A 25,206-nucleotide genomic window follows, 5' to 3' on the forward strand; every position below is an offset into this window, starting at 1 on the left:
CAGACCTTTATGATTGAATATGTATTATTTTTTCTATTATTTCTATTTGATTTTTTACATAACAATGATATAATATACAAGGTTATGGTAAATATTTAGCAAATGGTGATAAAATGAGTTTAACTTTTATAATAGGCGGAGCAAGAAGCGGAAAAAGTACATATGCGGAATTAAAGGCAAAGGAATATGGCGAAAGGGTTGTATATATTGCAACCGCAGTAGTTACAGATGAGTCAATGGCTGAAAGAGTTAAAAAGCACAGGGAACAACGTCCGAAATCCTGGAGTACAATTGAAATGTATTCAGATTTTGAGAGATTAGCTGAATATAAAGAATTCATGGATAGCGAGGTTGTATTGATTGATTGTTTGACTACATTAATAGGAAACTATATGTTTGACAGTAAAATCAATTTTGATACTTGCTTGCCTGAAGAAGTAAACAATTTAGAAATAAAAATAACTGAAGAAATTTTATCGTTAATAAATGTTTGTAAAGCTAACAATAAAAAATTAATTATGGTTTCAAATGAAACAGGTCTGGGTGTAGTTCCCCCTTACTATATGGGAAATTATTTCAGGGATATAAGTGGTAGAATAAATCAAAAAATAACTCATACATCAGATTTTATGTATTTTGTTTTATCAGGTATGCCTATAAAGCTTAAGCACAGAGGGGAAATGATAAAATGGCAAGAGGATTTCTAATTCTTATCTCTTTTTTTACAAGAATTCCGGTTGGTAATAAAATTGAATATGATGAAGAAAGCTATGTAAAGGGATTATCCTTATATTCCCTTATGGGTGCTGTTATAGGTTTTTTTTTAGTAATAGTATATCTAATTTTTAACAATATATATATTACACTTTTCAAAGGTCTTATACTTACTATAGCTTATATTATTATAACCGGCGGCATACACCTTGATGGCACTGCAGATACATCAGACGGTATATTTTCAGGAAGAACAGGGGAACGCATATTTGAAATTATGAGTGATTCTCACATTGGTTCATTCGGCGTACTGAGCCTGATTTTAGTGGTATTTTCTCAAATCATTCTATTTTCTTACGCCGATATATTTACTGTATTTATGATGCCTGTTGTGGGACGAGCAAGTGTCATCGTTGCATCTTGGGGTAAAAAATATGCCAAGAATTCAAAAGGCATGGGAACATTGTTTATTGAATCAATCAATAATAATGTTTTAATAATAAATTTATTGGTAGCATTGTTTTTTATTTTGTTAATTCCAAACAGATTGATATTTTTAACTTCTGTATTTGCAACCCTGATGATATCCTATTTCATATCCTGCAAAATAGAAGATAAGATAGGCGGCATGACAGGTGATACCTGTGGTTTTGTTTTAGAAATAAGCCAAATAATTTTTATGACTATAATACTTTTTCTAAAGGGATAATTATGATATACTTAGTTCGACACGGAGAGTCAGAAGCAAACATACAAAACAGATTCAGCGGTATAACGGATGTGGAGCTGTCAGCTAAAGGCAGAAAACAAGCAGCAATAGCAGGTAATAATTTAAAGCCATATAAAATTGATTATGCTTATTCAAGCCCTTTAAAAAGAGCTAACGATACTGCTAAAATAATTTGTGACGTAAATAATATTGATGTGAATGAAATTATAATAGAGAATAGTTTAATTGAAGTTAATTTCGGACTTTTTGAAAATATGACATGGGATGAAATAAGAGAAAACCACAGAGAAGAATCAGAAAATTGGATATCATATAAGCATAGATATAAATTCCCCGAAGGTGAGTCATACGATGACATTGTAAATAGAATTTCTTCATTCGTAGATAAAGTGCCGGATAGCTCATTGATAGTTACACATTTTGGAGTTATACAATCGATATTATTGTATCTTGATATTGCAGACGATAATAATTTGTGGGATTATATGATAAAAAATTGTGATATTATCGTATTAGATAAAAACAATGGCAAAATAGAAAAAATAATTAAGAATATGTCATCCGAACGTAGAGAAGAATCTCATCAATAATCTGCATTCCGAATAACAGAAGCGTTTAGAATGATTTAAATCAGCTTAAAATCTAAAAGATTTTATATAAATTATAAACTTGGAGGAAAACATGAATGTATTAGTAATTAACTGCGGAAGTTCATCATTAAAATATCAGTTAATCAACATGAATGATGAAAGTGTTTTGGCTAAAGGTCTTGTTGAAAGAATAGGAATTGAAGGAAGTGTTTTAAAACACGAAAAAACAGGTCAGGACAAAGTAGTTATTGAAGAAGTGATGAAAAATCATAAGGATGCTATTAACCTTGTATTAAAAGCATTGGTTGACGAAAACCATGGTGCGGTAAAAGATTTAGGTGAAGTGGATGCAGTCGGACACAGGGTAGTTCATGGAGGAGAGAAATTTGCCGGATCAGTATTAATTACTGAAGAAGTTGTAAATGCAATGAAAGAATGTATTGAACTTGCACCATTGCACAACCCGCCAAACATCATTGGTATAGAAGCATGCAAAGAATTACTGCCAAATGTTACAATGGTAGGAGTATTCGATACTGCATTCCATCAGACAATGCCTGCGGAATCATACATATATCCGCTGCCTTATGAATTATATGAAGAAATGGGAATCAGAAGATACGGCTTTCACGGAACATCACACAAATATGTTTCTGAAAGAGTTGCTGCTTTAACCGGAAAAAGCTTAGAAGGCATGAAAATAGTAACTTGCCATTTAGGTAACGGTGCAAGTTTAACAGCTATAAAAGACGGAAAATCCTTCGACACAACTATGGGGATGACTCCTCTTGAAGGTCTTGTAATGGGAACAAGATGCGGAGATATAGACCCTGCAATTGTTACATATTTGATTAACAATAAGAAAATGACAGCTGAACAAGTTGATAATTTAATGAATAAAAAATCAGGCGTATTAGGAATTTCGGGAGTAAGCAGCGACTTCAGAGATATTGAAGCTGCGGCAGAACAAGGCAATAAAAGAGCTCAGCTTGCTTTAGAAAAATTCGACTACACCGTAAGAAAATATATCGGTTCATATGCGGCAGCTATGGGTGGATTGGATGTAATAGTATTCACTGCCGGCTTAGGAGAAAATTCTGCTTCTAACAGATGTAATATTTGTAAAGGCTTAGAATTCCTTGGAATTGAAATCGATGATTGCAGAAATGATATAAGAGGTAAGGAAGTAGAAATATCAAAAGAAGGATCAAAAGTAAAAGTATTTGTTATACCAACAAACGAAGAACTAATGATAGCAAGAGATACTAAAATGCTTGCAAGTAAATAAATTCCATATTCTGTCATTCTGAGCGAAGCGAGGAATCTCATCATTTAAACGGTCGAAAGACCGTTTTTTTGTTGCTTCAAATGTAATAATTTATCGAATAATATTGAATATAACTCATTAATATTATATAATTACATATAAGGGGATGCAAAAATGAATAAATATTTTGTAGCTGTTTGTGATGATGAAGAACTTGCACTATCTCATATTTCGCAATCAATTAAAAGAGAATTTGAAAAATCGGGAATGAATGTTGATATAACCGTATTCAATGAACCTAAGCTATTGCTTGAATTAAACAGGACAAGCAGTTTTGATGTAATTTTTCTTGATATAGATATGCCAAAATTAGACGGAATAGAAACTGCAAGAATAATTAAGAAACAGAATCCAAAATCACTGATTATTTTTGTAACAGGCAAGGACGAGCTTGTATATAAATCTTTTGAAGCCCATCCGTTTGGCTTTATCAGGAAACTCAAACTGAAAGAGGAGATTTCAAGTATTGTTGAAGACATAATAAAAGAGCTTTCAAGAAATGATTATATGCTTAATTTTAAAATAGAAGGGATTCATTATAAGCTTCTTATTGATGAAATTGCATACATCGAAAGCAAGGGTAATTATATTATTATAAATACAACAGATGGATTAGTATACAAATATAAAGATAGTATAAATAAAAGGGAAATCGAATTGTCAGAGCAAGGATTTGTAAGAGCCCATGAAAAATACCTCGTTAATCTTAAATATATTTTCAAAATAAATAAAAGCAGCGTCACTGTAATTCAAAACTACAACATTCCGGTAAGCAGGAGCAGAATGAATGCGCTAAAGGAAGGTTTTTTAAACTATTATGGTCGTATGGGTTCAGGGGGGATATAAATGGATATATTATTCATTAAAATAATTGAATTTTCTGTTAATGTCTTCGAATCTTTTATAGCCGTGGAATTTGTCACTAAGATGAGCGAAACAAAATACATTGGAAGAAAACAGTATATTGCTTTTGGAATTGCTTTTTTATTGTTGATGATAAATGCCGAAATTTTTTATTACTTGCCGGATTTTCCTGACCTCATGGCATACTTTACGTTAATCATACTATTTATCTATAGCTTAATAGCATTAAAAGGAAAATTTTTTTACAGATTTTTTTCATGTGTAATGATAATGCTTATAATGATAGGAGTTAATTTTTTAACATCTCTAATTTTTGGAATAATATTTAATGTAAGAATCGAAGAATTAATGACTGAATTCAGTACATATAGATTTGCATGTCTTATTGTTTCAAAAATAATACTATTTATTGTAACCAGAATTCTTGTTAGGATGAAAGCTAAAGGAATTTCCAATATTAATGCTATTACGGTTACATCATTTACCGCTGTACCTATAATTACAATTGCTGTAATGGTTGTTATTACGGAAGTTTCCATTGAGTTAGAGCTAAATGACAGGAATACTTTTTACCTGTTATTGTCGTTTATCGGTATGATTGTAATAAATCTAGTTTTCTATGCACTGCTTGCAAAACTAGATAGAGAATACAGTCTTCAAACTGAAAATCGTCTTCTTAAACAAAAAAATTCTTTGCAGCTCGAATATGTTACAAAGACAAATGCTTTGAACGAAGAAATCCGGGCTATCAGGCATGACATGAAAAACCGGATAATATATTTAAAAGAAATTTTTTCAAAGGGAAGCTATGAGGAAGGTATATCGTATGCTGACAATATGATAGAAAAAATTGACAGCATGCACAAACTGATTAATACAGGAAGATTTGCATTTGATGCGGTAGTGAATGCCAAGTTGACTGAGGCAACGGATAAAGGTATATCCGTAATTTATAATATCATGTGTTCGCTTGACAATAGCATGGAAGACGATGATTTGGTATCATTGATAGGAAATATATTTGATAATGCAATTGAGGGCTGTGAATGCGCTCACGGCAGGAAAGAAATATACCTCGAAGCCAAAAAAGCACATTCATATTTATTAATCACTATAAAAAATACAGTCAGTGAATCTATATTGAAAAACAATCCACAATTAAATTCAACAAAAAAAGATGTAATAAATCATGGTCTTGGCATAAAAAACGTGAAAAAAATTGTCGAAAAATATAACGGTTTTGTAACATACGAAGAAGAAAATGACGAATTCATATGTAAAGTTATGTTATTAGTTTAATATTTGCCAAACTTATACAGAGGAGTACCAAACGTATACACCCATACATTTACATAATAAAAAATATCTGCTACATTTGAAATAAGATATTAATTGGAGATGATTCTCATGATTAATAAAATATCTAAAAATGTAGCAGTTTTTTTTATCAAAAACAATTTAATACAAGTAGATGAAATAGATATTTACATATATGGCTTACAACTTATTATTTCATCTATTCTTGGAATTTCAATCATATTATTCTTTGGAATCATTTCTGATCATCTTACGGATTCATTAATTTTTCTGTTTTGTTTTATAATTTTGAGACAGTACAGTGGTGGATATCATGCTAATTCATATTTAAAATGTAATTTATATTTTATATCAATATTTTTATTAACTGAAGCTGCCGTTATATATACGCAAGCAAAATATAAAGATGTTTTGACTGTCGGACTTATTTGTATAAGTTTTGTTATTATATTAAGATTTGCTCCTATCGATAATATAAATAAAAAGTTGAGTAACTCACAGAAGCTTAAAAATAAAAAAATAACCTTAATAATTTTTGTAATATTGATTACAATTTCAATATTCATGAAAGTAAATGATGTAAACTATTATTACAATATTGCAGTTACAATACTTTCAGTGACTGCTTTAATGATAATTCAAAAACTAAAGGAGAGAAAACAATGAAAGAATTAAAACACATAATTTTAAAAAATATTGTAGTACAAATTAAGAAAACCGCACAAACAGCGGCAGGTACTACGTCTCAGTGGAATATGTATCAACCAAAAGAACCTAAAGTTATTGAGAGGATAGAAAAATAAAATTACTATAATTTGTTGAAGAGGAGATATTATACCTATGATTTCAATAAAAGAGGATTTAAAGCTCTTGAAAAATCTTAAAAAATATTTCTTACTGTCAATAAGAAAAATAATAATAATAGAAATTCTTGTTCTGATTAACATAGCAGTTCAAATAGTTCATCCAATTTTATGGGGGAAAATAGTTGTCGCCTTGTTCGATAGAAATATTAATGATTTTTATTTGTATTTATCTTATATAGTTATTGCGATTCTCATTAATATGATAGTAGATTTTTGTGAAAAATATCTACGGCAAAAGCTTAACGAATCAATTGTTCTTGAAGTAAAAAAGGACATGTATAGTAAGGTCTTGGGCTTATCAATAGGAAATATTACAAAGTTAAGCAATGGTGAGCTTTTTAACAGATTAGAAAAAGATACATCTACAGTTGCTAACGGAATGATAGAAATTATATTTAGTATTTCGACAAATTTAATAAAAATTATAATTGTCGGGATTGTCATGATAAGAATGAATTTATATCTGGCGTCTATTATCCTGACAGGTACTCCGTTTATTGCATTTGTGGTATCAAAATTCGGTAAAAAAATAAGAAAATTAAATGAAGAAAATTTGAAGGTTCATGATAAATACTATGGCTTTGTTCAGCAGATAGTAGGCGGAATGTTTGAAATCAAGGCAATGAGAATTTATAAAAATATAATTGAGAAATACAGAAATCTAACTAAAAATGTTTATGATTCAAACATGAAAATGGCATTATACAACAACGGTTATTCATCCTTTGGAGATATTTTTAATTTAATTATGGACATTTCAATTTTACTCGTTGGCGGAATTATGATATTAAACGGAACATTGGCTTATGAATATTTTATAGCATTTACATCTTATGAAAAACAATTCTCCAACGCATATATGAATATACTTAATATTAATATCAGGCTTCAGACCATGCTAACATCTATCGAAAGAATGTATAACTCTTTTGATGATAACGATTATTTATTTATACCAAGAAATGATATAAGCGATATAGAAGGAACTATTAAATTTAATAATGTTAATTTTAGTTATAACGGAACAGACGATATACTCAAAAATATAAATTTTGCTATAAAACCAAATACAATAACAGGGATTGTAGGCAGAAACGGATGCGGAAAAACAACAACGATTAATCTGATGCTTGGATTATATTATGTTGATGAAGGAAAGGTAACATTGGATGGCGTTGATATAAAATACATTTCAGAAGAAGTTCTGAAAAAATGTATTTTTCCTTCAATACAAAATTCATTTTTGTTTAATACATCAATTAAGGACAACCTTTTACTTGTTAAGCCTGATGCTACAAGCGATGAAATTGTATATGCATGCAGGAAGGCAGGAATCCACGAATACATCATATCGCTTAAAGAAGGCTATGATACAGTGATAGGAGAAAACGGAGCAGAATTGTCGGGAGGACAAAGGCAGAAATTAGTGCTTTCAAGAAGCATACTCAGTAATTCAAAAATAATGATATTTGATGAAATCACATCGTCAATCGATTTTGAAACTACAAAAAAAATAAAAGAAATATTTTACGAGCTTTCTGATGAGCATACCATAATTATTATATCACATGATGAATCTATGTTTGATATATATGACCAGATATTATTTATGGATGCCGGCGAAATAATACGAACAGAAGTAAGGGATAAAGCAGTATGAGCAAGGTAGTTATAATTGATAGTGGTATAAATAAGAAATATGCAAAAAACAATCTTAATGTAATAAAGTCATTATCGCTATATATAGACAAAAATAACAACATATCTGAGAAAGACGGTTTCGAATGTAATAATCCGCACGGAACAGCAGTAGCGGATATAATAGCAAGCATTAATCCGGATGCTCAAATAATCGATATAAACATTCTTGATGACAATTTAGAAACAAACGGATATATATTGCTGAAATCAATTGAAAGGGCAATTGAGATAAAACCCGATGTAATAAATTTAAGCTTGGGCACAAATAGCTTGAAATACATAATTCGAATGATAAAGCTTATAAGAAAGGCTGTAAAAAATAATATACATGTAGTGGCAGCATACGATAACAGCGGGAAGATTACATTTCCTGCAATGATAAAAGGCGTGATTGGGGTAAAAAGCATATCGCATTTTGGAAAAGAGAATTTTTCCAATCAATATGCCTGTAAACGAAACATATATTATGCACCGGGATGCAGTATTTATACATATAGCTTAGACGGTTCGGAATGCGAAAATATAATGTACGGTAACAGTATGGCGTCAGCTTATATAGCCGGAAAAATTTCACTTATTACAGATGAAAATATAGGAATTTCACATAAGGCAGTAATCAATAAGATATAATTTAATCTAAAATAAAAATATAAGGAGGTAAAAATGAACGTAGATAATATAAAAATGGGGAAAATGCATGAATCATGGGGAGGCACAAGCGCTCAAACTATAACACTTGGGGTTACAGAAGCCTGTGATCTAAGATGCAGATATTGCTATATGACAGGTAAAAACAGCAACAGCCGCATGAGCTTTGAGACGGCAAAAAAAGCAGTGGATTTTGTTCTGTCAGAAGAAAATGGATATTTCAAAGACAAGGAAAGCGTTATATGGGATTTTATAGGCGGAGAACCTTTTTTAGAAATAGAGTTGATAGACAAGATATGCGATTACATAAAACTCGAAACATATAAACGCGGACACAAATGGTTTGATAGCTATAGATTTTCCTTTTCCACAAATGGTCTTACTTATGATACTCCTGCTGTACAAAAATATATAGAAAAAAATAAACGGCATGTATCAATAGGGATAAGCGTAGATGGAAATAAAGTAAAACATGATGCTCAAAGAGTCAGAGAAGATGGGACAGGCTCGTTCGATGATGTTACAAGAGTAGTACCTTTATGGATTAAGCAATTTCCGGATGCTTCAACAAAAGCCACATTTGCCCATGATGATTTGATACATATTAAAGACAGTGTCATAGCTTTATGGGATATGGGAATTAAAACCGTAGCAGCTAATGTAGTATTTGAGGATGTATGGGAGGATGGAGATGCCGAAATATACGAAACACAACTTACTGAATTAGCAGACTACATATTGAATAATGAATTATGGAGTGAGTATTCGGTTCGATTTTTCGACCCCAATGTCGGATTTCCCATGAATAAAGAAGAATTATACAGGAATTATTGTGGAGCAGGGCATATGCTGTCAATTGATCATAAAGGAGATATATATCCATGTATAAGATTCACACCCTTTACTCTCAATAATACAAATGGATATAAAATTGGAGACATATCTAATGGTATAAATGAGGATTTGATTAGACCTTTTAGAAATTTAATTACAAAAAATCAATCGCAAGAGAAATGTTTAGATTGTACAGTTAGTGTAGGATGTCCATGGTGCACTGGATATAATTATGATGATGCAGAAGGAAAAACACTATTTAACAGAGCTATATATTTATGTGATATGTGGAAAGCAAATATAAGAGCAAATGAATATTTTTGGGAAAAGTTGTCTAATAAGTTAAACATTGAAAATCCAAGGAAGGAAATCAGAAGAAACAGGGATGATTTATTGGAAGAAAACGACAATAAGTTCATATTAATTATGACTAATGATAACGTAGAGCCCCATTGTAATTATAAAAATAATAAAAAGACAAATAGAAAAATGACCGATGAAGTATTTGATAAAGTAATTAAGTTTTGTAATGACAACTATTTTCAACCTGTTTTGTTAGGTGATAGATTTAATACGGAAGGTTATATGCAAATAGGAGGAAATGACAAAGCATATATAGCAGTACATGATAATAAATTGAATGGAAATATAGCAGAAAATAATATATTGCTAATATCTAAACAAAATATTGACAAATTATCAGACATAATAAATGACATGATGATAAGTAAAAATTTAAATAGAATAAATATTATTATATCAGATTTGGAATATTGGATTGAAGATGATATTAATAAGTATAAAAAACAACTTGAATTAATATCAGAAGAAGTTTATAAAATACTTGAGAAAGGTAATCAAATTGAATTAAATGTTCTCACTGATATTTTTGAAAATGAGGATATTAAAGGATGCGGAAGTGGTATTGATTCATTTACCGTAGCACCCAACGGAAAAATATATATATGTCCTGCTTTTTATTTCAATGATGAAGAAGAATATATAGGGGATATAGATTCGGGAATAAATATAGTTAGACCTGATTTATTAGCTATTGATAGCTCTTATATATGTAGTAGCTGTGATTCATATCAGTGCAGAAGATGTTTATTCTTAAATAAAAAACTTACAACCGAAATTAATACACCTTCACGTATGCAGTGTATAGTTAGCCATACGGAAAGGAATGTTTCAAGAGATTTGGAATTAAAGCTCATAAAGGCAGATTTGTTAGATCCAATCAATTTTATAAATAAGATTGATTATATGGATCCTATTGAAAAATTAAAGGCTGAGAAAGGATGGTAGGATTATGGAAAAACTTTTAATGGTTACAGAAACGGAAAAGGAAACATTTGTAAATTTAATTGAAAGGAAAAATTCTTTAATTGAGTTGAATGAAATAGTATGCGATAACGAACTTAAATTCAAATTAAATTCGGACATAGAAAAAAATCAAGTAAGTATTCATAATTGGTGGAGTGATATAAAACATAAATATAGGCTCGAGGACAAAGATGGTTCTTGTTACTATTTTGATTTTATGGATGGTTTTTTATATAATAATTAATTTTGTTTATATAATCATGTTGGTTAATAAGATGGAGGTATATATGAAACACATATTATCAAGAAAAAGTAATAAATTTAAAAAAGATGTTACGGGATTTAGTACAAGTTTGTTTAGAAGTAATTGTGGCGGTGGTGATTGTACTTTAATGTGTGGAGTGGCATGTAAGACAGATTGTGAGTACGGATGTAAGATAGGTTGTAAATCAACTTGTGGAGAAAGCTGTGGGTCTGGAAGTAGATGGGACTAAATAGAGGACAGCCGTTAAAATTATAGATTAAATTATACCAACATGATTATATATATGTATTTGTTTTCAATAAAATTACAATGTTAAGTATTTATTAAAATAGGAAGGAATCTATACGAAAGGAGATGAGTAAAATTAATAAAAAACTTAAATATATAAGATTATTTATGATTACAGCAAGTATCTTAATATTAACTTCTTGTGCTGAGCAAGAAGATGAAGTAGTAAATATATGGTACTATGAGTATGAATTTAACCCTAACGGTGGAATAATAGAAAAAGCAATTGAGTATATGGATAGATTTGCCGAAATAAATGATATAAATATAGAGGTATCTAAGTATTCTTATAAGGATATGAGCTTCGATGATTATGTTTTGAAACGAAATTTAGCTATTGAACATGGTGATGCAGATATATTGTTGGATCACATTGTTTCCTTGTACCGTATTAGAAAATATGCAGACGACTACAGCAAGCTTGAAAATTATGAAAATATAATAGAAAGCTTCAGAGAAGGATACTGTATTCCCATATCCTATGTTATGCCTGCGATATTTGTAAAAAATGAAGTTTTGGATATATATGGAGTAAAGACGGACAGGATTATCAGTTTAATAAATTATTATGAGATGAAACAAGAGATGAAGGAAAATGGAGCAAGGTTTAAGCTGATTGAGACAGAGCTATATGAGTTGATAGATTATTATGTTCTTAAAAACAACCTTAAGATATATAGTGACAATGGAATATTTACTGTGGATAAGGACTTGATGATAAATACTTTTAATGAAATATATAATGATATTGATAAATATTATGAAGAAGATGAAGTAGGAGGGAATTGGGTAGATGACTATTTGATTTATGATATAAATTCAAACAAAACACTGGCGTATGATCGTGTTCTTCCGGCTCTTAATGTTAATGAATATAGGGGTGAACCGATTATAAAGGATTATACAATAGCTTTAATTGACGAAGAGTATAGCCTTTCTCATTGGAACAAATTCCCACAATGCGTTTTCATTAATAAAAACTCAACAAATGAAAATTTGTTTAAAGTAGCAGGTTCGCTTTTTAGTGATGGATTCCAATATCTTAATTATTTTAGTTATGGAAAAGGTATTGTAACAAATACTGATTATGTTATGGAACACATGGGTTTTGAATTAGATGGAAGGTATACGGGAGAAAAGTTTGTTGATGATAGCGGCAATATACTCAGAAAAAACAAGTATTATGACAAAGACAGCGAAGAACAGCTTTTTGAAATGATGGAAAAGGCATACAAAGCCTTGAGGGAAAAAAACACCGAAGATATTTATGATTATGCATTGCTTAAGCCTGAATTAGAGGATTTCATTTTTGATGTGATAGTTGATAAAAAATCCAAATTTGAAGAAGTAAATATTGATAAAGAAATTGATGATTTCATTAAAGAGATCAATATAAATTACAATTAAATATTTTATTTAACGGATATTTTATAAAAAACTAAAAAGTTTTGTGAAATTTTTAAACATGTATTGTGATTATATAAAAGTGTATAAGTAATATATTAATTATTGCATATAATCATGTTGGTAAAAATTATAAGAGGGAGAATGAATATGAAGCATTTGTTATCAGAAAATATAAAAATATTAAGAAAAGATGTAAAAGGTTATGTCATACAATTACCGCCAAGTGGTCGGAGAGGTGTGTTTACTAACAGTTGTACTTTTAATTGTACTGGCAGATGTTCAGGTACTTGTTACTCGGCCTGTGGAGATAAATGTGGTTCGGGAGCAAAATGGAATTAGAGTTTTTATAATGTGATTAATTTAAATACCAACATGATTATTTTTTAAGAATTGATATTAATATACAAATATTCACGGAACTGTTTGTTATGGTAAAGGCAATGTAATTCATCAGTACAGTTTTACCTTGATTTGAGTACGTTGTTGATTGCGGAATAAAAGATTAACGTTTTCTTGTATTTGAAATTGATAAGGAATATAATAGTTAATATTACAAGATAAGGTTAATTATGGGAAGATGAGATGATGAGAAAAACCAATAACAAATTTAAAAATATAAAATTACTTGTCATGATAGCAGCTATTTTGCTATTAATTTCATGTGCTAATACTAAGCAAGAAGATGAAACAGTCAGGATATGATACTATGAATACGAGGGCTCTGACGGTTATGCTACGGTATCGGAAAAAGCAATTGAATATATTGAAAGATTTGCTGAAATCAATGAAATAGAAATTGAAGTTGTGAAATATTCTTATAAGGATTTGAGTAACAATGATTATATTCTTAAACGAAATTCTGCCATAGAACATGGAGATGCGGATATAATTTTGGATAATATGTATTCTCTGTATCCCATAAGAAAGCATGCCGGAGATTACAGCAAGCTTGAAAATTACGAAAATATAACAGGACATTTTGGTGAAGGATTCTGTGTTCCTATAGCTTATAGTATGAATGCTATATTTGTGGATAATGAATTAATTGACAAGTATGGAGTAAATACGGATAAGGTAATTATGGTTGAAGATTACTACCGTATGAAGCAGGAAATGAAAGAAAAAGGAGCTAAGTTCAGTTTAAACGGAACCGAGCTTCACGAGCTAATAAACTACTACATTTTGAAAAATAATGTGAAAATATACAGAGAAGATGGCATGTTGACCGTAGACAAGGATATTATGGTAAATACCATAAACGAAATACTCGAGGATATGGACAAGTATTATGAGAATAATGAAATAAAGGTTAATTCCGAAAATGATTACTTGGTCTACGATATGAATTATGGCAAAAATCTTACATATATTACAGGGCTTCCCGCAATGAATACAGAATCGTATCGAGGTGAGCCTATTATAGAGAATTATACCATAGCAATTTCAAATGAAGAACATACGAGAACAGCAAGCGTGAATGAATTGTCATGGCTTTTTATCAATAAAAATTCAGGAAATGATAATGTGTATAAGATAGCCGGTTCACTTTTTGGAGACGGGTTTCAATGCCTTGTTTATGATGAGGGGTTTGGTGTTATATCAAATAGTGATTTTGTTATGAACTATATTGGCTTTGAGAAAAATGGAAATTATACGGGTAAAAAATCTGTTGATGCCAATGGTAATATAATTAGAATAAACAGGTATTACGATAAAAACAGCGAAGAGCGGCTGTTTGAAATGATGGAGAAATCCTATGAGGCACTGAGAATAATGACGTCAGATAACATCTATACAGACAACTTTCTAAAACCTGATCTCAGAGGATTTATTGTTCATTATATATTGGATGGAAAAGACGGGGCGGGAGAAAACGTCTTGAGTACAAGTATTGATGAATTCATTACGAATCTTAATATAAGGTATAATTAGACAATAAACATTATTATCAGGTTATGGGGGAATTATGAAAAAATACGTAATTATAATAATTGTTATATTAATTGCATTGTTATTGATATCATGCAGCCAGCAGGTGGAAGATGAAACGGTTAGAATTTGGATGTATAGGTATAAGGACTATTATGGCGACAATGAATTGAAGGATCTTATGGAGAGTCGTATATTATATTATGCTGAAGAAAATAGCACTGAGAATAATGACGTCAGATAACATCTATACAGACAACTTTCTAAAACCTGATCTCAGAGGATTTATTGTTCATTATATATTGGATGGAAAAGACGGGGCGGGAGAAAACGTCTTGAGTACAAGTATTGATGAATTCATTACGAATCTTAATATAAGGTATAATTAGACAATAAACATTATTATCAGGTTATGGGGGAATTATGAAAAAATACGTAATTATAATAATTGTTATATTAATTGCATTGTTATTGATATCATGCAGCCAGCAGGTGGAAGATGAAACGGTTAGAATTTGGATGTATAGGTATAAGGACTATTATGGCGACAATGAATTGAAGGATCTTATGGAGAGTCGTATATTATATTATGCTGAAGAAAATAGCATTGAGATAGAAGTCATAGTGTATACCGATGACGAAATGACGGAAGAAGATTATATGTTAAAACGAAATTTAGCATTAGAGCATGGGGATGCTGATATAATTATAGGTGATATGCGTAGCGGAATGCATCAGATAGAAAAATATGCGGATGATTATACAAAATTGTCAAATTATGATAATGTATTTGACAATTTTAAAGGGCATCATTTTGTACCTTTGACAAGCCGAATGACTACTATAATTTTGGACAAACAGGTGCTTGAAGCATATGGAATTGAATCTGACAAATATATTACTATTAATGAGTATTATGAAATAAAACAAAAGCTTAAAGCAGCTGGAGCAAGGTTCAAATACGATGCAGAGGAGCATATCCAACTTCTATATTATTATATAAATAAAAACAATCTTAAAATGATAAACGAAAACGGACAATTCACAATCAATAGACAGGCCTCTATGAAAACGATACAGGAAATAGCAGAGGACATAACTGAAAATTATAAATTTGACATATACACAATAAATAAAGAGATAGAGCGTAATACCAATTATGATAGAATTATATATGATGAAATATTGGGACGTCCATTTTCTCAAAGAGGGCAATATCAACCTTTAAAATTTCTGTCATTTACATATGATATAACTCCTCCGTTTGAGGATTATGCTGTTGTTATTGAAAATGATTTAGAAAACACAATGCTTCGTGTTCCGTGTATGATAATTAATAAAAATTCCTCAAAGGAGAGTACGTACAAAATAGCGGATTATCTGTTAAGCGACAAATTTCAGAGCAGTGTATATAATAATACATTAACTTACAGCACCATAACAGATACACCTAATGTGAGAAGGGATACAGGCTATAATGATGATCGCAGCTACAAATATGAACCGGGAAAAACAAAAATATATAATAGAAATCTTACAGGAAAAGATATAAAAGAATTAATGCCTGTTGTACAGGAGGCATACGAAATATTCAAAAATACCGATACTGAAAAATTTTTCACACCCTCTGAATACAGGATAGCTATTCGGGCTTTTATAGGAAATGAAGCATTAAAAATGGTGGAAGACCCCAGTTATAGTGAAGAGGATTTCAACAGAAGCGCTGACGAGTATCTTACAAGATTTAATGTTTTGTATAATTAAAGAAGATGTAATTTAAAATGTACTATAATGTATTTAGATAATTTACTGCATTTTTGTAGAAAATTAGACAAGCCATTTGATATATGGTATAATTTTCATATAGCAAATTATGGGAAGGGGAATTTCTGACATGAAAAAAATATATCTGTTTTTATCTGTCATTTTGATAGCTATCTTGACTTCATGCTCTGAACAAACGGGTGAGGAAAGGGATGTTGTGAAAATCTGGTGGTATAAACAGGAGGATGATACTATTTTTAATCTTATTGTTGAAAAAGCTATAGAAAGTATATTGTTTCAAGCTAACTTAGATGATATGGAAGTAGATATTAAGCAATTTTCATATTCTGATATAAGCTACGATGATTATGTTCTTAAAAGAAATCTTGCTATTGAACATGGGGATTTAGATATGACATTCGACTTGCCCGGAAGCTTGTATGCTTTGAGAAATAAAGCTGCTGACTATGACAGAATAGAAAACTATAAAAATGTATTTAATAATTATAAAAATCAATATTGTGTTCCTTTGTGTACAGTACTGCGAGTTAACTTTGTCAATAATGATGCTTTGATAAAATACAACATAGAGCCAAAAAATGTAATTTCACTTGATGAGTATTATGATATAAAGCAAAGGATGAAGGAAAATGGGGCTGAATTTAAGCTCAATTCACAGGAATTCAGGGAGCTTGTGGACTATTACAGCATAAAAAACAACTTAAAAATTTTAAGAGATCAAAAAGGTACATATATAGATAAAACAGCGGCACTTACTGCTGTCCGTGAACTGATAGATGATATAAAAAGTAATTATGACTATGAATATATTATCAATGATTCTGCTGATTATGACTATAAAATTATTGAAGAAAAATCCGGGTACGAGTTTTCCGGTTTACCGTACAACTATTCGGCTTTATGCTACAATGATTTCAGAAGCCGTCCATCTATTGAGAATTATACAATAGTATTATTGGATAATAACGGTGAATTTTTTTCTATATATAATCGTGTTATTATGCCCTGTTTGTTTATATCAAAAAGCAGTAAAAATGACAATGTATATAATATAGCTGACACATTGTTACGAGACGGGTTTCAAATATCTATGTATGAGAGAGGAATTGAAGGTGTAATTACAAATTTGGATTCAACAAGAGATTTAATCGGGTTTGACGAAGATTGGAACTATGTGGGTGTGAAAAATCTTACAGATGAAAATGGCAATAAAGTAGCTCTTAAATTGTATCCTAAAAACGAGGAACAAAAGCTTTATGAAGTTTTGACCAAGGGATACGAAGTAGTAAGGAATGTTGATATGTCATACTTTTTTTCCAGCGTTCATTATTACGGGAAATTAAACATGTTTGTGGCAGATATGGCAGCAGCTATAATCAGGGATGAAAAAACATTGGAAGATTTCGATAAAATGGCTGATGATTTCATCATTAATTTAAATATCAGCGGTAATTGAGCAGGGAGAAAAATGGCAGAGATAATTTTAAATGATGTAACTAAGATTTATCCTAACGGATTTAAAGCATTGGAGGATTTCAGCCTTAAAATAAAGGACAAGGAATTTCTTGTACTGGTTGGTCCCTCAGGATGCGGAAAAACAACAATACTCAGAATAATTGCGGGTCTCGAAGAAGCCACGTCAGGTGATGTAATAATCGGAGACAGGAGGGTTAATGATGTGCTGCCTAAGGACAGGAATATATCCATGGTATTTCAGAACTATGCCCTGTATCCTCATATGAACGTCTATGAAAATATGGCATTTTCGCTTAAGCTGAGAAAAATGGATAAAAGAGAAATCAAGGATAAAATTTCAAATATTGCCGGGATATTGGAAATAGAAGATATACTATACAAAAAACCTTCTACTCTGTCGGGAGGACAGAAGCAAAGAGCGGCCCTGGGCAGAGCCATAATCCGTGAGCCCGATGTCTTTTTGTTTGACGAACCGCTGTCAAATATTGATGCAAAGCTCAGAACCCAAATGAGAATAGAGCTTATAAATTTGCACAAACGACTTGGTACGACCTTCGTATATGTTACTCATGACCAGACTGAGGCCATGACTATGGGAGAAAGAATAGCGGTCATGAAGGACGGAATAATACAGCAAATGGATACTCCCGAAAATATATATAAAAATCCTGTAAATATTTTTACTGCGGGCTTTATAGGTTCACCGCAGATGAACTTTATAGAGGACCGTGATAAAACCGTAACCATGGGTGTAAGACCTGAAAAATTAAAAATTTCATCAGCAGGTGAAGCAGAGGATGATTCACTGAGCTTTGATGAATGCTATGTAGAGGCTGTGGAATTAATAGGATCGGAGAAGCTGATATATTTTGATTACAGAGGATTAAAGCTTGTTTCTAAGGTGCCTGAGGATATTCAGACAGTCAAGGGCAGCGGCTACAAGCTTTATTGCCTGAAAAGAGATATACATTATTTTGACAGGGAAAAAGGAGAAAAAATTATATTATGAAAAAATACGGTATGATGAAATATATACTTCCCAGTGTTTTGGGGGTTGCATCCTTGTACTTGGTTCCTTTTATCATAGCCCAAAAATATGTTTTCTTTTCATCAAACAACTCCTTCACAGATATTTTTTCAAATCTGGGATTTATTATATCAATCAAAAATACGGCTGTATTTATGTCTGTATTCATTCCTTTGGCTGTTATTATAGGATTTGTTACAGCCTTTGCCACAGAATACCTCAGGCTGAGCTTTTGGGTTCAGGCGGCGGTTATATTGCCTATTACGGTACCGGCATCTTCTGTATCCGGCTTTTTCAGAGAAATTGCTGCGAGCTCTTTTCTTGAAAATGTAAACGGACTGTTCATAGTGGGGTTTATATTTTTATGGAGCTGCATCGGATATACGTATATTATTTTTCTTATATCATTGAAAAACAGGGACAAAAGCATCGAAGAAGCTGCATATCTGGACGGTTCCGGAACATTCAGGACCATTTTTTCCATAATGCTGCCTTTACACAGCGAAGCACTTGTGCTTGCCGTTATAGTGAGTACGTATAATTCTCTGAAGATTTTCAGGATGACGTATGCTATATTCGGAGAATATCCTGATTACAGAATGTTTATGATACAGAATTTCCTTCATTTAAAGCTTAAAGAGCTGAGTTTGGATACACTTATGGTTGGAGCTGATATACTGCTTGCATTCATATTTGTACTATTGTTTTTTATATTGAGATCAGGTCAAAAACATAAAAGAAAAATGTCCTTGTAGGAGCAGTCATGAAAAATTTTTCGGTTAAGTTTCTTTCTGTATTTATAATAGTAATATTTATGTTTCCCATACTGTATACCATATCTCATTCCTTTATGGATGAGTATCAATTGAAAAATGATGATATGGAAATAGTACCGGAGATTTTTAACATTCAGCAATATTATGAAATAAGTGTTGAAAAAAATGAATATTTCAAGCTTTATATAAATTCGGCAATGATGACCGCAGGAGTGCTTTTAGGTCAGGTAACAGTAAGCATAAGTGCTGCATATTATCTGGCAGTGAAAAAAAGCCGGTTTTCGGAAATATTGTTTTTGATTTATACTTTTTTTATGCTTCTTCCATTGCAGATAACATTGATACCAAACGTGCTTCTGTATAATTCTGCAGAGAGATATCTGGGATTAAGTATATTTAACACTCATTTTGCGGTTATTTTGCCGGGGATATTCAGTACGCTTGGAGTATTTTTTCTCAAGCAGTTTTTTGAATCAATGCCGCAAAGCTACTATGAAATTGCAAAAATAGACGGGGCATCAAATTTTGAGATTTTGATTCATGTGGTATTGCCATACTCCAAAAATGCCATAGCTGCGTTGTGCCTTCTGATTTTTATTGAGAATTGGAATTTAATTGAGCAGCCTCTCATATTTTTAAGTGCTATGTCAAAAATGCCTGTGTCTATTTATTTAAATACTCTTTATGCGAGCTACAGGGGAATTTTTTATGCAGGCAGCGTTTTGTTTATGTTCCCTGTTATATATGTGTTTATGAAAATCAGAGACAAGCTTAAAGTAATGGTGTTAAAAATCAGTGACGAAAGAAGGTAGTACATATGATATCCAAATTTTTTGATAAACTTTTAAAAATATTTTTTGCTTTTCTGAGCATCGTTATTGTTACAGGCTTTGTGTTTTTTACAATCAGAAACTATGTTATGCCTCAGGTTACTGTTACTAAGCCATTGGAAAACAGTACGTTAATTAAGAAGGACTATTTTACGGGCAGGGTTGCTTCAAGGGAAACTATCGAAGTAAAAGCTGACAGGAAATTGTATATAGAAGAAATAAATGTAAAGAATTCTCAGATAGTTGAGCCCGGGTCAAAAATAATAACATTGGATATGAGCAGGCAGGTGTTCAATACTGACACAGAAGCCGCTGAATTGCAAAATCAAATAAAAATATATGAAATAGAAAAGCTCAACTTAAAAAATCAGATGAACAGTAAGGAAACCTCTGTCCAAAAGGCATTGGAAGCATATGACAAGGCAAAAGAAGATTATGAAAATACAAGCTATTTGTATGAAAACGGAATCGTTACAAAGGAAGAGCTTGACAGAAAAAGTGATACTGTGGAGGAATTGCGGAAGTCTTATGACAATGAAATAAGCTCCCGAGAAAGTGAAGCAGAAATATATGCAATGAATTTAAATCGTATTGATGGTGAAATAAAAATATTGCAGGATAAATTACAAGGAAAAATAAATGAAGGTAATGAAAATAAAATAACCGTGGACAGCGACGGAGTTTATTTCCTTTCTGATAAGGTGTACATAGATTATATAATTGATAAAAAGGTTGCTGAAGAGGGGGAAACAGTAATTCGATATTCGATATGTAATACTAATGCTGATTTATTCATGGAGGCCTACTTGGATATTGATATTTACGATGATATCTTTAACAAAAAGCACAGCTTGTATTTCTGGAAAAACGACGAAAGAAAGAAGGACTCGGTAAGTGTTCAATCGGTTCGGTCTTTTCCTGATCATAATGAGCTTATCTTTTCCTTAAGAGATGAGCTGAGAGAAAAAGTGTATATATCAGACAGTGTAAGATTTATGGTTCAGGCAGAGGAAAACTATGAATGTGTTGTTCAAAAAACTGCTGTTGTACCTATAGGGGAAATGAAGTCGGGAAATTATTGCTATATTTATACGATAGTATCGGAAGACTCCATTTTAGGACAGATAAATTATTTAAAGCAGGGAGAATACAAAATACTTGCTGTGGGAGATAATACGGTAGCTGTTGAACCGAGTCAGCCCAATACTCCAAGAATAGACAGAAACACCTTAATCGCCAATTATGCTTCATCTGTTTTAGAAAATGAAATGAGAGTCAGAATAATTAATTAGACAGGGAGCTGCAAATGAAAAATACGGTATGTGCACTTCTTATGGTTGCTTTAATAACATTTTTTATGTATATATATGTCGAATCAAATTTTTACGGAGGCATGGCAGAGTTTTGCTTAAGTGAAGCTGTTCAGCCTGAGAAAATTAAAGAAGCATTGGAACAAGGGCAGGTATATGATTACTTGATAATATATGATTTGTATAATAAAGAGAACTCTAAAGTGTATACGGGCAATATAAATATGCTTTTAGCAGGAAGAATAAAAGAAAAAACAGATATTGAATTAAGTGAAAGAGAAGTTCTCATGGGTGACAGATTTGCCGCAAAAAACTATGCGTATAATCCTATCGGCAAAAAGCATGAATTTAATAATAAAGAATACAGTATAACCGCTATTATAAATGATAGCGATGATATATATTATAATGATGTTAATATATCGGAAAATCAAAATATAAAAAGGCAAAGAGTATATGCCGTGCTTAAGGACAAGGATGGTGTTGAGATAGAAGAAAACACATTGTTGTCGATACTTAAATCAAAAAATATAGCACCTGATTCACACATTTATTATGATAATTTATCCAAGCTTCTGATTAAGTTAATAATTTTATGCTTCATATCACTTTTCATATATGTTATTTATAAGCTGATAAGTAAATTAAAGAAGCTGTTAAGCAGTATTTTTTCAGGATATGAGGATAGTAAATATAATATTGATATAAGGGAATATGTCAATAAGCGTGAAAATTACAGCGTAATCAGAGGTATGGTTTTATATTCCGCTGCACTTATTATATCAATAACTTGCAGCATAGTCCTGCTTATAAAGTACCTTAACCTTCGAATGCCGTATAGATTTAATCCGGTTTCCCCTAAAAGCATTTATGATATGATAAAATCTTTTTTTGATTTAATTTCGTATTATCTGTACAACGGTATTACAGAAATGAGTTTGATTGTATTTAAGGTTGTATTTATGCTTTTTATAGCCTTAATACTATCCTTAACAATTATTATAATTAAAAAACTTCGCAGACCGAGCAGCAGCGCCGTATCAGTAAAGAAAACTTAGTTACTGTTTACTTCTGAAATTTCTAATCAACCGGTTCGTGTAATTCTGAACGCTTAATGTCATTGCTATAAATGAACGTATCGTATGTTACTGTCATTCAGAGGGCTTTAGCCCGGAATCTCATTTTTTTCGGTGCTGAGATCCTTCGCTATCGCTCAGAATGACAAATCGCGGTCTGTCAGTAGTAACAAACTTAAAAAATGGTCAATAAATTCATTCAATATAGCTTGACAAAAGATTTTTTTTCTCATATAATTAACTCTGCGAATAAAAAGGGTGGTAGTATGTTAATTAAACTGAAAGAATTTTTATCATCAGACCGTCTTTCTTACAAAGTCAGTGAGAATTTTGTAATAGATGATGAGGATTTTTTATCAAAGACACATCTTGGTAAAAACATTGCATTTGCAGGGGATATTTATAAGGTGGATGAAAGTATTATATTGAACGGCACCGTTAAGTACACTGTTAAGGATAAATGTGCGAGATGTTTAGATGAATTTGACAATAAGATTGAAACGAAATTTGAAGCTCTTATAGTTAAACAATTAGATGAAGATAATGAATCTGATGAAATTCAATTAAAAATTACAGACGGATGTGTTGATTTACAGGAAACCATTAAGCAAATAATTTATTTGTCAATGCCTATGAAGTCATTGTGCAGTAAAGACTGCAAGGGCATATGCCCCAATTGCGGAGTTAATTTAAATAATGATAAGTGTAAATGTGAAGATAATTTAACAGATCCGCGATTTGATAAATTAAGAGACCTGTTAAAGGATTAAGGAGGTGTTAAAATGGCAGTACCTAAGAGAAAAACTTCCAAAGCAAGAAGAGATAGAAGAAGATCAGCTAAATCAAGATTAACAATTCCAAATATCATCGAGTGTCCACAATGTCACGAAACTAAGCTTCCTCATAGAGTTTGTGCGGCTTGCGGATATTATGACGGTAAAGAAGTTATAAGCGTAGAATAATAGGAATTATTTTAATAGTTTAGCTATAAAAAGTAGTGCAGCGCACTATTTTTTTATTGCAAATATAATATTTCTACGATATACTAATTTTATGTGAAAACCTGTACATATTAAAGCTTCCGTGCTTTATCAGAAATTATATAAAGAGGTGTAATAATGAAAATTGCTATAGATGCTATGGGCGGCGATAATGCTCCCGAGCTTATTGTTAAGGGAAGTATACTTGCAAGAGATGAATACAATGTGGATATTTTATTATATGGAAAAGAAAATGTAATTAAAAATATAGTAGAAAAAAATACATCTGATTTTAACAATATAGAAATTATTAATGCTGAAGAAGTTATCACGAATGATGATAAACCGGTAATGGCTTTAAGAAGAAAAAAAGATTCATCATTGGTAAAGGCACTTAATACGGTGAAAGAAAGAAAGGCCGATGCAATAGTATCTGCAGGAAGCACCGGTGCTCTGTTAGGCGGAGCTACGTTGATTGTGGGACGTATAAACGGTATAGAAAGACCTGCCATAGGAACTTTGATACCGAATATGTACGGTGGATTCACTCTGTTAATTGATTCGGGAGCAAATGTAGATTCTAAGCCTGAATTTTTATATGATTTTGCTATCATGGGAGATATTTACTTAAAGCAGGTGTTAAATATTACTTCTCCCAAAATTGCACTTGCTAACATCGGTTCAGAAAAAACAAAGGGTGATAAGCTGACTGTTGATACATACGGACTATTGGAAAATACATCACTTCCTCTTAATTTTATAGGAAATATAGAGGCGAGGGAAATACTTCAAGGGAAAGCGGATATAATAATTTGCGACGGCTTCGTTGGAAATATGATACTAAAAACTCTTGAAGGTGCTGTATTGGAGTTGATGAAGGGATTAAAATCAGCACTGTTATCTACTACAAGATCAAAGGCTGGCGCAGCTTTAATTAAACCGGCACTTAAGGATTTTAAAAGCAAATTTGATTATTCTGAACATGGTGGAGCTCCAATACTTGGGGTGAAAGAAATTGTAGTAAAAGCTCATGGCAGTTCTGATGAAAAAGCCTTTAAAAATGCTGTTCGTCAAGCTAAAATATGCTATGAGAACAATGTAAATGGATTAATTCAAGAAAGCATTATGAGGAGGTGATTG

27 protein-coding genes are annotated in these 25,206 nt (G+C 31.5%); all 27 read left to right on the top strand.

Annotated elements, in window-relative coordinates; translation table 11 throughout:
* The first annotated feature begins 113 nt into the window (after nt 1-113).
* The 27 genes from cobU (at nt 114) to plsX (ending at nt 25,203) form a co-directional block, all read left to right on the top strand.
* Nucleotides 114-707: a bifunctional adenosylcobinamide kinase/adenosylcobinamide-phosphate guanylyltransferase gene (gene cobU, locus RT412_RS03805; RefSeq protein ID WP_313346246.1), complete on the top strand. Its 594-nt coding sequence runs from the start codon at nt 114-116 to the stop codon at nt 705-707.
* Nucleotides 689-1,423, top strand: coding sequence for an adenosylcobinamide-GDP ribazoletransferase (gene cobS, locus RT412_RS03810; protein WP_313346249.1), 735 nt, complete (start codon nt 689-691; stop codon nt 1,421-1,423). The genes cobU and cobS overlap by 19 nt, the downstream gene beginning before the upstream one ends.
* Nucleotides 1,424-1,425: 2 nt before the next feature.
* Nucleotides 1,426-2,034 carry a histidine phosphatase family protein gene (locus tag RT412_RS03815; RefSeq protein WP_313346251.1) on the top strand — a complete coding sequence of 203 codons (609 nt, stop codon included), beginning with the start codon at nt 1,426-1,428 and terminating at the stop codon, nt 2,032-2,034.
* A 91-nt stretch (nt 2,035-2,125) separates the two neighbouring features.
* Nucleotides 2,126-3,322 carry an acetate kinase gene (locus tag RT412_RS03820; RefSeq protein ID WP_313346254.1) on the top strand — a complete coding sequence of 399 codons (1,197 nt, stop codon included), beginning with the start codon at nt 2,126-2,128 and terminating at the stop codon, nt 3,320-3,322.
* Nucleotides 3,323-3,475: 153 nt separating this feature from the next.
* Entirely contained in the window at nt 3,476-4,207 is a 732-nt protein-coding gene (locus RT412_RS03825; RefSeq protein ID WP_313346257.1) for a LytTR family DNA-binding domain-containing protein, read from the top strand.
* Nucleotides 4,208-5,524 (top strand): GHKL domain-containing protein, encoded by a 1,317-nt coding sequence (locus tag RT412_RS03830; RefSeq protein ID WP_313346259.1) that lies wholly within the window; start codon nt 4,208-4,210, stop codon nt 5,522-5,524.
* A gap of 108 nt (nt 5,525-5,632) precedes the next feature.
* Nucleotides 5,633-6,208: an accessory gene regulator B family protein gene (locus RT412_RS03835; protein ID WP_313346261.1), complete on the top strand. Its 576-nt coding sequence runs from the start codon at nt 5,633-5,635 to the stop codon at nt 6,206-6,208.
* On the top strand, nt 6,205-6,345 hold the full coding sequence (locus tag RT412_RS03840; protein WP_313346263.1) for a cyclic lactone autoinducer peptide: 141 nt from the start codon (nt 6,205-6,207) through the stop codon (nt 6,343-6,345). Before RT412_RS03835 ends, RT412_RS03840 begins: the two co-directional genes overlap by 4 nt.
* Nucleotides 6,346-6,382: 37 nt before the next feature.
* Nucleotides 6,383-8,068 (top strand): ABC transporter ATP-binding protein, encoded by a 1,686-nt coding sequence (locus tag RT412_RS03845; protein WP_313346265.1) that lies wholly within the window; start codon nt 6,383-6,385, stop codon nt 8,066-8,068.
* Nucleotides 8,065-8,739, top strand: coding sequence for a S8/S53 family peptidase (locus tag RT412_RS03850; protein ID WP_313346267.1), 675 nt, complete (start codon nt 8,065-8,067; stop codon nt 8,737-8,739). The genes RT412_RS03845 and RT412_RS03850 overlap by 4 nt, the downstream gene beginning before the upstream one ends.
* Nucleotides 8,740-8,772: 33 nt before the next feature.
* Nucleotides 8,773-10,899: a radical SAM peptide maturase, CXXX-repeat target family gene (locus tag RT412_RS03855; protein ID WP_313346270.1), complete on the top strand. Its 2,127-nt coding sequence runs from the start codon at nt 8,773-8,775 to the stop codon at nt 10,897-10,899.
* A gap of 4 nt (nt 10,900-10,903) precedes the next feature.
* Nucleotides 10,904-11,161, top strand: coding sequence for a CXXX repeat peptide modification system protein (locus RT412_RS03860; protein WP_313346272.1), 258 nt, complete (start codon nt 10,904-10,906; stop codon nt 11,159-11,161).
* A 43-nt stretch (nt 11,162-11,204) separates the two neighbouring features.
* Nucleotides 11,205-11,411 (top strand): hypothetical protein, encoded by a 207-nt coding sequence (locus RT412_RS03865; RefSeq protein ID WP_313346274.1) that lies wholly within the window; start codon nt 11,205-11,207, stop codon nt 11,409-11,411.
* A 125-nt stretch (nt 11,412-11,536) separates the two neighbouring features.
* Nucleotides 11,537-12,877 (top strand): hypothetical protein, encoded by a 1,341-nt coding sequence (locus RT412_RS03870; RefSeq protein ID WP_313346277.1) that lies wholly within the window; start codon nt 11,537-11,539, stop codon nt 12,875-12,877.
* Nucleotides 12,878-13,024: 147 nt separating this feature from the next.
* Nucleotides 13,025-13,216, top strand: a complete 192-nt coding sequence (locus RT412_RS03875) for a hypothetical protein (protein WP_313346280.1) — start codon at nt 13,025-13,027, stop codon at nt 13,214-13,216.
* A 465-nt stretch (nt 13,217-13,681) separates the two neighbouring features.
* Nucleotides 13,682-14,809, top strand: coding sequence for a hypothetical protein (locus tag RT412_RS03880; protein WP_313413100.1), 1,128 nt, complete (start codon nt 13,682-13,684; stop codon nt 14,807-14,809).
* A gap of 34 nt (nt 14,810-14,843) precedes the next feature.
* Entirely contained in the window at nt 14,844-15,050 is a 207-nt protein-coding gene (locus RT412_RS03885) for a hypothetical protein (protein ID WP_313346286.1), read from the top strand.
* A gap of 179 nt (nt 15,051-15,229) precedes the next feature.
* The gene (locus tag RT412_RS03890) at nt 15,230-16,570 is read left to right on the top strand and encodes a hypothetical protein (protein ID WP_313346289.1); all 1,341 of its coding nucleotides are present in this window, start codon (nt 15,230-15,232) and stop codon (nt 16,568-16,570) included.
* A gap of 130 nt (nt 16,571-16,700) precedes the next feature.
* Entirely contained in the window at nt 16,701-18,047 is a 1,347-nt protein-coding gene (locus RT412_RS03895) for a hypothetical protein (RefSeq protein ID WP_313346292.1), read from the top strand.
* A 12-nt stretch (nt 18,048-18,059) separates the two neighbouring features.
* Nucleotides 18,060-19,076, top strand: coding sequence for an ATP-binding cassette domain-containing protein (locus RT412_RS03900; RefSeq protein ID WP_313346294.1), 1,017 nt, complete (start codon nt 18,060-18,062; stop codon nt 19,074-19,076).
* Entirely contained in the window at nt 19,073-19,849 is a 777-nt protein-coding gene (locus RT412_RS03905) for a hypothetical protein (RefSeq protein WP_313346296.1), read from the top strand. Before RT412_RS03900 ends, RT412_RS03905 begins: the two co-directional genes overlap by 4 nt.
* Before the next feature lie 8 nt (nt 19,850-19,857).
* Nucleotides 19,858-20,682: a carbohydrate ABC transporter permease gene (locus RT412_RS03910; protein WP_312812027.1), complete on the top strand. Its 825-nt coding sequence runs from the start codon at nt 19,858-19,860 to the stop codon at nt 20,680-20,682.
* A gap of 5 nt (nt 20,683-20,687) precedes the next feature.
* Nucleotides 20,688-21,992, top strand: a complete 1,305-nt coding sequence (locus RT412_RS03915; protein WP_313346299.1) for a hypothetical protein — start codon at nt 20,688-20,690, stop codon at nt 21,990-21,992.
* A 14-nt stretch (nt 21,993-22,006) separates the two neighbouring features.
* Nucleotides 22,007-23,068, top strand: coding sequence for an ABC transporter permease (locus RT412_RS03920; RefSeq protein ID WP_313346301.1), 1,062 nt, complete (start codon nt 22,007-22,009; stop codon nt 23,066-23,068).
* Nucleotides 23,069-23,352: 284 nt separating this feature from the next.
* Nucleotides 23,353-23,856: a DUF177 domain-containing protein gene (locus RT412_RS03925; protein WP_313346303.1), complete on the top strand. Its 504-nt coding sequence runs from the start codon at nt 23,353-23,355 to the stop codon at nt 23,854-23,856.
* 12 nt (nt 23,857-23,868) lie between these two features.
* Nucleotides 23,869-24,048, top strand: coding sequence for a 50S ribosomal protein L32 (gene rpmF / locus RT412_RS03930; protein WP_179239273.1), 180 nt, complete (start codon nt 23,869-23,871; stop codon nt 24,046-24,048).
* A 156-nt stretch (nt 24,049-24,204) separates the two neighbouring features.
* Nucleotides 24,205-25,203 carry a phosphate acyltransferase PlsX gene (plsX, locus tag RT412_RS03935; RefSeq protein ID WP_313346305.1) on the top strand — a complete coding sequence of 333 codons (999 nt, stop codon included), beginning with the start codon at nt 24,205-24,207 and terminating at the stop codon, nt 25,201-25,203.
* Nucleotides 25,204-25,206: the final 3 nt, after the last annotated feature.

Origin of the sequence: Sedimentibacter sp., from assembly GCF_032080165.1 — a bacterium.
Taxonomy (GTDB): domain Bacteria; phylum Bacillota; class Clostridia; order Tissierellales; family Sedimentibacteraceae; genus Sedimentibacter.